We start from the raw sequence: 12,286 nt of genomic DNA on the forward strand, positions 1-12,286 counted from the left end.
TCCCGACTCGGGTTCCTGCCGCGTACTATTCCTGGGAACTCCAGCGCGGCCCATCGGATGAAGAGGGCAGAGGCCTGGAGGCGGGATACCACAGCATGGTCCTCGCACTCGTTGGCCTTGCCATCTTCGCGAACCTGCCGATCTATGCTTATGTCCTGCAGCCCGGCTTCTTGCCCAAGTTCGCGTACTTTGCAGCTTTCCTGCTCCTGCTCCCGCTGCTGCTGACGAAGCAACGCAGCCTCGGCGCTTTCCTGCTGTCGCCTTTTGCGCTATGGGTCGGGCTGTTCCTGGTGCTGAACCTGATCCACCTGACTGCCTTTCCCGGCAGCGGCCAGCTTGCCGGCGCCGTGCTCGAAGATACAGGCATGCAGGCCCGCCAGGCTGCCATCACGATCCGCATCCAGTATGCCGTGTTTGCGCTGGTGCTGGGATTCGCCGTCCATACCGCCGCCAGTGCATCCTGGCTGCGCGCACTGGTGCTGCTGGCGCTCGTGCTTCCCTGTGCGGTCCTGGCGGATTTCATCCTGCCGGGCCGGCTGTATCCGCTGGAAACCGGGGGCGCGGTGCTGGGGCGCGCAGCTGCGATGTACATCAATCCGACCATGGCCGGAGAGGCCATGCTTCTGGTGTTCCTGCTCGCCTGCGCCATTACGCCAGTGCGCTGGAGGGGGACATTGTTCGTGCTGACCGGCGTGGGAGTGCTTGCCACGTTTTCGCGCTCGGCGATCCTGGCCTGGCTTCTGATCTGCATCATTCTGGTCCTGTTCAAGACCTTGCCGCGCTCGGCATTCGCCATGGCCATGCTGGCCGTTTGCATCGCCGTCGCCGGCGCCGGGGCGTTCGAAAGTTACCTGTTGTCGCGCAGTGATTTCGACGCCGCCGCGGGGAATCTCCTGGCGCGTCTGGACTTTTTCTCGACCTTCAGCCTGGGCGACGACAGCGCCGGCGAGCGTGCCGACGTCCTCGCGGCCGGGTGGTCGATGTTTCTCGAGAATCCCTTGTTCGGCGCGGGTGCCGGCGCCACGCAGTTCTGGGCGCATCGCGGCAGCACCCACAACCAGTTGCTCCTGCTCGCGGCCGAATACGGCGTCCTCGGCGTCGGCATGTGGGTCTGGATGGTGGCAATCGTGCTGCGCGGACGCTTCTTCGAGGAACCCGGACTGCAGGTGGCAATGGCCTTCCTGTTCGTGTTCATGTCGATGTTTACCCACCAGATGTTCGATTCGGCCACGTACTGGTTCGCCGCGTTCGCTTGCGCGTCTGCCGGACGTGCGCCCAGGCGGGGCCGCAAGACACGGGGCGTGTCGGCGGTGAGCTGGCGCGAATCCAATCCCGTACCTTGCTGTCTGCCGCTTGCCTGGTCACACGCCGCGCCAGCCACGCGGGACCGCGAAGAGCAGGTGGAGCGATGAAGGCGGTTCAACTTTTCCGGCAGGATCGTCATGGCTAATTCGACCTTAGTGATCTCCCTGGATTTCGAGCTTTTCTGGGGCGTCGCCGACAAGCGTACTGTGGCCGGGTATGGGCGCAACGTTCTTGGAGAGTGGGATGCCATACCCCGCCTGCTATCCATGTTCCGCGCATTCGGTGCGCGCGTGACCTGGGCGACTGTGGGGATGATCATGTGCCGCGACTACCGGCAGTGGCGCGAGATCAGGCCATCGGCGCTGCCCACCTACGCTCGCGTGGGCCTCAATCCCTACCATATGGACGCGATCGTCAAGGAGCATCCGGATCTGTTCTTTTCACGGGATCTGGTGCAGAGGATTGCCGAAACGCCCGGCCAGGAGGTGGCGACGCACACCTATAGCCACTTCTATTGCGGAGAACCGGGTGTAACGGTCGAGCAGTTCGCGGCTGACCTGGCCTGTGCCGCGGAACTTGCCGCGCAACTGAAGCTGGGACTGCACAGCATCGTCTTCCCGCGCAACCAGATTGCCGATTCCTTCCTGACGGCGCTTCCGGCAGCCGGCGTACAGGTCTATCGCGGCAACCGGCAGCATTGGCTGTACAGGAACGGCGATGAGGTCGCGGGCGGACTGGCTGGCCGGGCGGTCCGCTTTGCCGACTCCCTGCTGCCGCTGAGCGGTCGGGCCGGGGTGCGCGAACAGGCGCACGGGCGCCTGTTGAACCTGCCCGCGAGCATGTTCCTGTATCCGTGTTCAGCCAGATACCAGGGCCTGCTGTCCCTGCGCCTGGCTCGACTGAAGGCGGCGATGACGGCAGCCGCGCGGAGCGGCGGCATATTTCATCTCTGGTGGCACCCCCACAACTTCGGCCTCCACCTCGAGGAGAACCTGGCCTTGCTGGAGGAGGTGCTGCGACACTACCGGCGATTGGCAGATTGCTATGGAATGCAGAGCCGGTGCATGGGCGATTTCGATGCACCCCTGGCGGCGCAAGCGGCCAGCCCCAGCCAGCTCCGGCCGCCACAGGCATTGGGAAGCATCGCTTCGACCACCTGGAGCCAGCCATGAGGCGCCACATCCTGCACGTCATTACCTGCCTCGACGTCGGCGGCGCCGAGATGGCGCTCTATCGGCTGATCCGTGAGTTCCAGGGCAGCGAATACACGCATACGGTTGTGTCCTTGATTCCCGGCGGCGGCATGTACAGGCGCTTTGTCGAGGCAGGGATCGGGCTGGTCGTGCTCGACGTGCGGCGTGCGCCGCTGGCGCACATGCTGCGCCTGGTCGAGACGATCCGCACCCTGCGTCCTGACATCGTTCAAACGTGGATGTACCACGCGGACTTTCTGGGCGGCCTGGCCGCGCGCGTGGCCGGCAACCGCAACGTAATCTGGGGTATCCGCACGACCGACGTCGATGGCGGCTGCGCCCCCACGACAGCCACCCTGCGCCGCGCCTGCGCCGCACTCTCCCGCTGGATCCCCCGCTCGATCGTCTGCGTGGCCGAAGCCGCACGGCGTTCGCATGCCATCATCGGCTACGACCAGGATCGGATGGTGGTAGTGGCCAATGGCTTCGACCTGACGGCCCTGCGCGCCAGCATTGCGCAGCGGGACAGCCTGCGCGCCGCGTGCGGCTTCGGTCCTGACGACATCGTCCTGGGCACCCTGGGTCGCTTCAACCTCTACAAGGACCATGCCAACTTCGTGCAGGCCGCCGGCAGGCTTGCCGGTCACCATCCTAGGCTGCGATTCCTGATGGTCGGGAAGGACCTGCTCCCGAACAACCAGGCCTTGATGCACTGGATCCGCGCGACCGGGCAACAGGAGCGCTTCGTACTGCTGGGCGAGCGCAGCGACGCTGCGGTATGCCTGGCAGCCATGGATATCTTTTGCCTGTCCTCGCGCACCGAAGCCTTTCCCAATGTGGTTGGCGAAGCGATGGCCATGGGCTTGCCTTGCGTGGCGACCGATGTCGGCGATGTCGGCATCCTGATGGCCGACACCGGCGTGATCGTTCCCAAGGCCGACCCGGAGGCGCTGGCCAGCGGTGTTGCCGGCCTGGTGCAGGGCGGCCCGGCCTACCGGCAACAGATGGGACGCCAGGCGCGCGAGCGTATCCACGCGGTGTTCACCATGGACTGCGCACGCAGGCGCTTCGAATCGATCTACGACAACGTCATCGCAGGGAGGAATCTGGCATGTGCGGAATAACAGGATTTCTGGGCGCCACCCAGTTCGCTGCAGAGGATGGGTGCGGAGCGATACTCAGGCAAATGACCGACAGCCTGTCCCATCGCGGACCGGACGATGCCGGCTACTGGAGCGATCCGGAGCATGGAATAGCCCTCGGCCACCGCAGGCTGTCGATCGTCGACCTGTCGCCTGCGGGCCACCAGCCGATGCATTCGGCCACGCGCAGGCACGTACTGGTCTTCAACGGCGAAATCTACAACCACCTCCAGCTGCGCGAGCAACTCGCCGCGACCGGAGCGGCGCCGTCCTGGCGCGGCCATTCCGATACGGAGACGCTGCTGGCGGGGTTCGAAGCCTGGGGCGTACGCGCAACGATCGAACGGGCTGTCGGCATGTTCGCCTTCGCCTTGTGGGACCGCTTGTCGGGCACGCTGACACTGGGCCGCGACCGGATCGGGGAAAAGCCGCTGTACTACGGCTGGCAGGGGCAGGGCAGGGAAGCGGCTTTCCTGTTCGGGTCGGAACTGGCGGCGCTACGCGCGCACCCACGATTCGAGCATGCGATCGATCGCGGCGCCCTTTGCCTGCAGATGCGTCACAACTGCATCCCGTCGCCGTACTCGATCTACCAAGGCATCGCCAAGCTCCAGCCGGGCTGCCTCCTGGCGGTCTCGGCGCGGCAGCCCGGGCCGCAGCTCGTCCGCTACTGGTCGGCCGCCGACGCAGCCATCGCGGGCACGTCGCAGCCGTTCGAGGGCAGTCCGGAAGAAGCGGTCGAGCGGCTCGATGTGCTGCTGCGCGACGCCATCCGCATGCAAATGCACGCCGATGTTCCGCTCGGCGCCTTCTTGTCGGGCGGAGTCGATTCGTCCACCGTCGTGGCGCTGATGCAAGCGCAGTCGGCGCGCCCGGTCAAGACGTTTTCCATCGGGTTCGACGAAGAGGGCTACAACGAAGCGGAGTATGCCAAGGCCGTCGCCGATCACCTCGGGACCGAGCATACCGAGTTGTATGTCGGCGGCGCCGAAGCCAGGGAGCTGGTGCCCCGGCTCCAGGAGACGTACGACGAACCGTTCTCCGATTCCTCCCAGCTGCCGACGGCATTGGTGTCGCGCCTGGCAAGACGGCACGTGACGATATCGCTTTCGGGCGATGCAGGTGACGAGCTGTTCTGCGGATACAACCGATATCAGTTCGCGGCAAGGCTCTGGGATTCGATTGCCGCCAGCCCTGTGCCGTTGCGCCGGCTTGCGGCAGGCGCCATCACCGGTGTGCCCGTGGCATCCTGGGACCGCCTGCTGCGCGGTCTCGGCCGCTGCGCCCCGCGTTCGCTGCGCTGCCAACATCCCGGAGACAAACTCCATAAAGGCGCCGCGATCATCTCCTGCACCAGCCTGGACCAGCTCTACCTCGGCCTGGTGTCGCACTGGGACGATCCCGCGGCGCTGGTGCTCGGAGCCCAGGAGCCGCCCACCGTGCTCACCGGCGATGCGCCGGCACTGCCGGGACTGGATGGCGTCCAGCGCATGATGGCCCTCGACCTGCTGACCTACCTGCCCGACGACATCCTGGTCAAGGTCGACCGGGCGGCGATGAGCGTGTCGCTCGAGACCCGTGTTCCTTTCCTCGACCATCGGGTGGTGGAATTCGCGTGGCGCCTGCCCCAGGCAATGAAGCTGCGTGACGGCTGCAGCAAATGGGCCTTGCGCCAGGTGTTGTACCGCTACGTTCCCAAGACCCTCATCGAACGTCCGAAGATGGGTTTTGGCATCCCGGTCGGCGACTGGCTGCGCGGACCGCTGCGCGACTGGGCAGCGGACCTGCTCGACGAGGCCCGCCTGCGTCGCGAAGGCTACTTCGATCCCGCTGCGATCCGCTTGCGCTGGAACGAGCACTTGTCTGGACGGCGCAACTGGCAGTACCACTTGTGGGATGTCCTGATGTTCCAATCCTGGCTGGAAGGGACGCACGCGGGACAGGGGCGGACCGCCTCTTCCCGTCCGCCTGGGGCAGGCGCCGGCCGCGCATGGTCGACAGCCGCGAGCGTACATTAAGGAGCCGACATGAACCGCAAGATCGTTATTTCAGTGAATACGGCCTGGAACGTCTGCAACTTCCGCGCCGGCCTGGTGAGGGCTTTGGTCGGGCGTGGTTACGACGTCATGGTCATGGCGCGCAGCGATGACCATGCGTCGCGGCTCGCGGAGCTCGGCTGCCGCTTCAAGCTGCTGTCGATGGATGCCAACGGCAGCAACCCAAGCCGTGACCTTGCGCTGCTGGTCAAGTACCGGCGTGTGCTGCAGTCGGTGCGTCCGCTGGCCTACCTGGGCTATACGATCAAGCCGAACGTGTATGGCTCGATCGCGGCGAACGGCCTGTCCATCCCTGTCGTGAACAATATTGCCGGACTCGGGGCGACCTTCATCAACCGCTCGCTCCTGACCTGCGTGGTCAAGCGCCTCTACCGCTACTCCTTGCGGTATTCGAGCCGCGTGTTCTTCCAGAACGCGGACGACCGCAAGCTGTTCCTCGAAGCTGGCTTGGCTCGCGAGCAGGTCGCGGACGTCCTGCCTGGCTCGGGCATCGACCTGCGGCACTTCGTGCCGGCGCCGCTCGCTCCCGACGGACAGCGCGGATTTCGCTTCCTGCTGGTGGGACGCATGTTGAAGGACAAGGGAGTGGAGGAGTACGCGGCTGCCGCCGACCTGGTTCGCCGCCACCTTCCGGGAGTGCGTTTCCAGTTGCTGGGTGCAGTCGACAGCGCTAATCCGAATGCACTTTCCCTGGACCGGATCCGGGCATGGGAGCAGCGTGGCACGCTCGAGTATCTCGACCGAACCGACGACGTGCGTCCCTACGTGGCGCAAGCCGACTGCATCGTACTTCCGTCCTACCGCGAAGGGGTACCGCACTCTCTGCTCGAGGCTGCCGCGATGGCGCGGCCCATCATTGCCACCGACGTGGCCGGCTGCAGGGATGTGGTCGACGATGGCGAAAACGGCTTCCTGTGCGAGGCAAGGAATCCCCTGGACCTCGCTCAGAAAATGATCCGCATGGCAGGGCTGTCACGCGAACGCCGTTTGCGGATGGGGGAGCATGGGCGCAGCAAGATGGCCGCGCAATTCGACGAGAACATCGTCATCGCCAAGTACCTCGCCGCGATCGAGCAGATCGAATCGACTCAGCGGAACCTTGTGCAGCGGCGGCCGGCGTATGCGTCCGGCATGTGAGTATCGGTGCGGAACGGAGGGAAGGCATGATCTTTTCATTGTTGACGGGTAGCGAAGCCGTGCAAGCGGCCGAGACGCCAGCATTCCAGGCAAGCTGGCTGGCACTGTACCAACGTTGCCCATGGGCGACCGCCTGCCAGCATCCTGATTTTGTCTTGCCCTGGTACCGGCTCTACGGCGACCTCTACCTCCCGGTGGTCGTGCTGTCGCGTTCCCCCACGGGGGAACTGCTGGGTTTGTTGACCCTGGCCCGGCGACGTGACGGTGTTCTCACCGGAGCCGGCGAGCGCCAGGCGGAGTACCAATGCTGGCTTGCGGATCCGGGGGACGGCGATGCCTTCATCCGCTCCGCGCTGGCGGGCCTGGCTGCAGACTTTCCCGGCGTCGACCTGTGCCTGCGCTATCTTCCGCCAGGCGTGCCGCTGGGCTGGACTGCCGACACCAGGCATTGCGCGCGCTACAGCGTGCTGCGTCCGCACCGGCGTCCCGTGATGCACGTCGAGGCCGACGCGATGGGGCGCCAGCGCAACAAGAAGAATCATCGTCAGAACTTCAACCGCTTGAGCAGGATCGGCCGGGTAGCGTTCGAGCACGTGCGCTGCGGGGAGCGCTTCGCCCAGGTATTCGAGGAAATCTGCCTGCAGTACGACTTCAGGCAAGCCGTGCTGCACCGCCAGACCCCGTTCCTCAGCGACCCCATGAAGAAGCGCTTCTTCCGCGAGCTGCACGAGCGCGGGCTTCTCCACACGACGATCCTGACCGTCGACGGCAAGCTGGCAGCATCCCATGTGGGACTGCTCGGCGATCGAGGTGTGCTACACCTCGGCATCAATAGCCATGCGCCCGGATTTGCAGCCCATTCACCCGGCAATCTGCTGCTGGCGATGCTGGGCGTGTACCTCGCGCAGGAAGGCCTGCCGATGTTCGATCTGACGCCGGGTGGAGACGCGTACAAGGAGCAGCTTGCGACCGGGCATGATCTGGTGTTCGAGCTTTCGGTATACGGCAACGCGTGCAGGAAGCTGGCTTCGAAAGCGCGCATGCGCTCCGCGGCATGGGTAAAGGCAGGATTGCACGCCGTCGGGTACCGCGGTGCGGAGCTGTTGACGGCGCTGGATGCGTTCAGGCACGGTGGTGGCGGACGCATTCGCGCGCTTGTCCGGGCGCTGCGTGGGCGCCGTGGCGATGGAGAAGGCGTGTTGCGCTGCCGCGTCGACGCTGCCGCGTGCAAGGTGCATGACATCGCGATAGGGAAGAACCAGGTCGCGGACTTGCTGAGCTGCGACAGGCGTACCGCGCCGGCTGGCTATTGGGGCTTCCTGCGCCGTGCCATGCAACGCATGGAACGCTCGCATGATTGCTATACGCTGGCGCAGGACGGCAGGCTGCTGCTTGCGTGCTCGGTGGCGGAACAGCCGAGCGGGGAGATGCTGCTGTCCGACCTGTATGTGCATCGCGAGATCGCAGGAAGCGAGCTCGTGCGCAGCTTCTTCGAGCAGGTGCTGTCCGATCTCCAGAGCCGTGGCAGGGAAGGAGCACTGTGCTGCGCCTGCCTCCCCGATCCCGAGTTGCGCCGTGCTCTTGTGGAGATCGGTTTCTCGGACGCGTCGAGGCAAGCCGACGGGCTGTCGAATCCTTACCAGGCGCCTCAACTATGGGGGCCGAGAACATGAGCCCGATTTCCTCGCCCAAGCATGAGCGTGGCCTCTATGGCTCCTGCTACCTGAACGAAATCCCGGCCTTCGTCGGTCCGGAACTCACCAGACTCTACGAAACCCTGCATTCGTCCCTGCCGTTCTTCGAACTGTTCCGCTCGACTAGCGGGGCGCATTGCTACGTCTCCTGGCGCGATGGGCTTCCGACCCATATCTTCGTATTTGTCTTTCGCGATAATTGCCTCGAGGTGCTCAACGAAATGATCGCAGTCGACGAACAAGAGCTCGCACGCTTTACACGGTTCATGTTCGCGCGCTTCGGACAGATCGACCTCATCCGCTTCAAGGCGCTCAAGACGCAACTGCGGGAGCTCGAGTTCCCGGTCCAGCAGTATGCCGCGAAACACACCTACTGCATCGCGTTGCCGGGGACAGCGGAGGCCTATACCGCAAGCCTCGGGGCTGCCACGCGTGGCAGCGTCAAGCACAAGTGGAATCGCGTCAGGAAAGCCTTTCCGGACTTGCGCATGGAATTCCGCAACGGCAGCGACATCGACGACGCCTGGCTGGATGAAATCATGCAACTGAGCGAAGAAGGTATCGCGGCGCGCGGACTGAACATGCGCCACGACAGGGAGAAGATATCGGCCATGGCGAGGCGCTGTGGTTTTGCCAGCGCAGTCCTGGTCGACGGACGCATTGCCGCAGGCATCATCGCTTACCAGTTCGGATCAAGCTACTTCTTCGAACTGCTGGGCTACGACAAGCGGTTCTGCAAGTATGGAATGGGGACGATTTGCGTCTACCAGACCATTCGCGAGATCGTGGTCCGCGGGGGAAGCCGCTGCTATCTCGGTGGCGGCCACTTCGAGTACAAGCGGCATATGGGAGGAAAGCTCTTGTGTATGGATGAGCTGAAGATCTACCGCTCGCATTCCAGGATGCTGGCAAACCTGCACCAGGCGGCGGGCATGTTTCTCGACGCACGGGTTCGTGCAGCAAAGGAGTTCCTGCATCGCCATCGTCATCACGCCCTGGCCAGGCTCGTCTTCGAGGGCTTTTACCTGATCAAGAGCAGGAACCTAAAGTGAAGTGCGGTGTTCACAGGCCGATACCGGCGAGATGGAGTTGAGCGATGGCTCCGCCGGCAGCATGGCCGTTTTCGCGCCGCCGCCGCTTGCTGCTCGGCGGACTTGGCGCCGGAATCGCAGGCATTCTCCCGGCCGAGACCGCTGAAGCGCCCCGACGGCCGCAGCATGTCGACAAGATCGGATCCAAAGGCGGCGCCATCGTTCCTCCCCTGGTGGTCAGCCTGGCCGACCTCGGCGGCGTGCCTGGCGCGGCACCGGAAGCGCTGGTACGCGGCTTCGAGCGGGCCTTCGGCATCCTGGCCGATGCCGGTGGCGGTACCTTGCTGGTGCCTCCGGGCCTGTACGATTTCGGGACGCGCAGCGATGCCTCTCCGATCATCCTGTGCCGCGGTGCGCGCGATATCGCGATATCCGCCTACGGAGCGAGCTTCCACGCGACGACAGCGGGGAAGCTCATGCCGAGCCTGTTCTACTTTTTCAATTTCTCGAACCTGACCCTGGCAGGCGCGAGCTTCTTCGACAAGGGCTTTACGCCGTGGGTCGATTGGCAGGGCATGTATTGCGTCGGTCTGCAGGCCGACGCCGCGAGCAGCGGATTTAACATGGTCGATTGTTACGCCGAACGTGTCCTCGGGCTACTTTCCTCGAACAACAACGTTACTACGCGAAGCTACCTGAAAGGGATCAAGGTACGCGGCGAGGTGCGCGACAGCTACTACGGGGTCGGCGCAAACTACGTGTGCGGCGGGGTCGATGTCGACCTTTCCTGCCATAACGTGCGGCGCGCCTTCATTGCCTATGGCCTGAAGGACGCCGACATCGCTGTTCGTGTTTCCTGCACGCCAGACTGGCCGGGAAGCAACGGGCTGATTGCACTCGTATCGGAAGGAGCAAGCATGGGAAATGTGGAGAAGGTGAGGGTCAGGGTGGACGTGACCGGTGCCTGCATCCATGCCAGCTATGTGCATTTCTACCATCAAGGGCCGGAAAAGCGGGGCAGCATGCATGACATCGACGCCACCGTCAATCTCATGCATGTGGAGGGTGCACGGACCATGTTCACCTTCGACCACGAGACCGAGGGAGTGATTGCCAGGACACAGCGTAGCTGGGACCGGATCAGGCTGCACGGCAAGGTCGCCGGTGCCTTCGATGGCCGGGTCATTGCCAATCCGACGGTCAGCAGCGTGCCCGGTACCATCTACCTGGACGCCAAGCTCGCTGCCTTGGCCCGAGGCGAGAAACTGGCGGCCAGCTTTCGGGTCCGGCCATCCTGAACGAAGCCCGCGTCGAACCGAGGTAATTCATGAAATTGCTCATCTACGTGCATTCGCTTGAAAACGGCGGCGCTGAACGCGTCGTGGCGAATCTGGCCAATCACTGGGCTTCGATCGGCTGGGACATCACGATATTGACGGTCGCAGCGCGGACGACAGACTTCTATGCCCTCGATCCTGCCATTCGCCGGATCTGCCTGGACATGACGGGCGGGAGCGAGGATGTGCTGTCGGGAGCGCTGCGGACTGCCAGGCGGGTTCATGCGCTCCGAGGCTGGCTGCGTGAACTTCGACCCGACGTCGCCCTGGGCGCCATGCAAACTGCAAGCGTGATACTGGCACTTGCGGCGTGGGGAATGCCTGATGTGCGGACCCTGGGTTCCGAGCATACCTATCCTCCCATGGCCCCCCTTGGTCTCGCGCGGGAGAGCCTGCGGCGGTTTGCCTATGGCGGTCTGGGGGCTGTCGTCGCCCTGACCCAGGAATCCGCCTGGTGGCTGGAAGCCCATACGCAGGCGCGCAGCGCTCCGGTGATTCCGAATCCCGTGAGCTGGCCGCTGGCTGAGCAGGAGCCAAGACTGGACCCGGCATCCGCCTGCACCCCGGGACGGCGCATCCTGCTCGGCGTCGGCCGGCTCAGCGAGGAAAAGGACTTCGATGTTCTTGTCGACGTATTCGGCCGCTTGTCTGCGCGCCATCCCACATGGGACCTCGTCATTCTCGGCGATGGTCCCCTGCGTACCGCACTGGGGGCGCAGGTCGCGCACGCCGGGCTGGAGAACCGGGTGTTCCTTCCAGGCCGGGTCGGCAACATCGGCGCATGGTATGCCCGCGCCGATCTGTACGCAATGAGTTCGCGCTTCGAGGGCTTTCCCAATACCTTGGTGGAGGCAATGGCCAGCGGTCTGCCTGCCGTGAGTTTCGATTGCGATACTGGACCGCGCGATATCATCCGGCACGGCGTCGACGGTTACCTGGTCAAGCCCGGCGACACCCAGGGCCTCGAGGATTCGCTAGGGCGTCTCATGAAGGACGACCAGCTGCGAATGCGCCTTGCCGGGCGCGCCCTTGAAGTACGGGAGCGGTTCTCGATGGAGCGAATTGCCGCCATGTGGCTTGACTTGTTCGGGCAGCTCGACAATCGTTCAGTTTTCGTTGCCAACGGCAGCAAGGGCTCTCGATTGCACAAAGCTCCATGAAGCAAATCTATAAGTCCATCCGCGCATTGTGCATTGGCATCAATCCAATATCGAACGCATAATTTTGTGCTTAACTAAGTTCCCCCAGTCAAGAATTGCCATTATGGCAGAAAAATCTCAGACAAATGTTGTACATTGATTTAGATTGAATTACTAATTGCAAGAGTTTTTGTCACAAATGCTCTTTCCGGAAGATTATAAATTTCGCAAAAGAAAATTTTTTTTTGAAT

Annotated in this window: 9 protein-coding genes; all 9 read left to right on the forward strand. The window is 63.7% G+C overall.

Annotated elements, in window-relative coordinates:
• Positions 1-95 precede the first annotated feature (95 nt).
• Genes ACK6C6_RS08605 through ACK6C6_RS08645 form a run of 9 tightly spaced genes read left to right on the forward strand, consistent with a single transcriptional unit; the run spans position 96 to position 12,056 of the window.
• Positions 96-1,412, forward strand: coding sequence for an O-antigen ligase family protein (locus ACK6C6_RS08605; RefSeq protein WP_409266915.1), 1,317 nt, complete (start codon positions 96-98; stop codon positions 1,410-1,412).
• 30 nt (positions 1,413-1,442) lie between these two features.
• Positions 1,443-2,477: a polysaccharide deacetylase family protein gene (locus tag ACK6C6_RS08610; protein ID WP_409266917.1), complete on the forward strand. Its 1,035-nt coding sequence runs from the start codon at positions 1,443-1,445 to the stop codon at positions 2,475-2,477.
• Positions 2,474-3,622 carry a glycosyltransferase family 4 protein gene (locus ACK6C6_RS08615; protein WP_409266919.1) on the forward strand — a complete coding sequence of 383 codons (1,149 nt, stop codon included), beginning with the start codon at positions 2,474-2,476 and terminating at the stop codon, positions 3,620-3,622. The genes ACK6C6_RS08610 and ACK6C6_RS08615 overlap by 4 nt, the downstream gene beginning before the upstream one ends.
• Positions 3,610-5,658, forward strand: coding sequence for an asparagine synthase (glutamine-hydrolyzing) (gene asnB / locus ACK6C6_RS08620; protein ID WP_409266920.1), 2,049 nt, complete (start codon positions 3,610-3,612; stop codon positions 5,656-5,658). Before ACK6C6_RS08615 ends, asnB begins: the two co-directional genes overlap by 13 nt.
• 9 nt (positions 5,659-5,667) lie before the next feature.
• Positions 5,668-6,834 (forward strand): glycosyltransferase family 4 protein, encoded by a 1,167-nt coding sequence (locus ACK6C6_RS08625; protein WP_209586308.1) that lies wholly within the window; start codon positions 5,668-5,670, stop codon positions 6,832-6,834.
• A 26-nt stretch (positions 6,835-6,860) separates the two neighbouring features.
• Positions 6,861-8,507: a GNAT family N-acetyltransferase gene (locus ACK6C6_RS08630; protein ID WP_409266922.1), complete on the forward strand. Its 1,647-nt coding sequence runs from the start codon at positions 6,861-6,863 to the stop codon at positions 8,505-8,507.
• Positions 8,504-9,580: a GNAT family N-acetyltransferase gene (locus ACK6C6_RS08635; RefSeq protein ID WP_409266923.1), complete on the forward strand. Its 1,077-nt coding sequence runs from the start codon at positions 8,504-8,506 to the stop codon at positions 9,578-9,580. The genes ACK6C6_RS08630 and ACK6C6_RS08635 overlap by 4 nt, the downstream gene beginning before the upstream one ends.
• A 44-nt stretch (positions 9,581-9,624) precedes the next feature.
• Positions 9,625-10,857, forward strand: a complete 1,233-nt coding sequence (locus ACK6C6_RS08640) for a hypothetical protein (RefSeq protein WP_209586311.1) — start codon at positions 9,625-9,627, stop codon at positions 10,855-10,857.
• Between the two features lie 29 nt (positions 10,858-10,886).
• The gene (locus ACK6C6_RS08645; protein WP_409266924.1) at positions 10,887-12,056 is read left to right on the forward strand and encodes a glycosyltransferase family 4 protein; all 1,170 of its coding nucleotides are present in this window, start codon (positions 10,887-10,889) and stop codon (positions 12,054-12,056) included.
• Positions 12,057-12,286 lie beyond the last annotated feature (230 nt).

The sequence above is a fragment of the Massilia sp. BHUDP2 genome (assembly GCF_046236355.1).
In the GTDB taxonomy this organism is placed as follows: domain Bacteria; phylum Pseudomonadota; class Gammaproteobacteria; order Burkholderiales; family Burkholderiaceae_D; genus Telluria; species Telluria varians.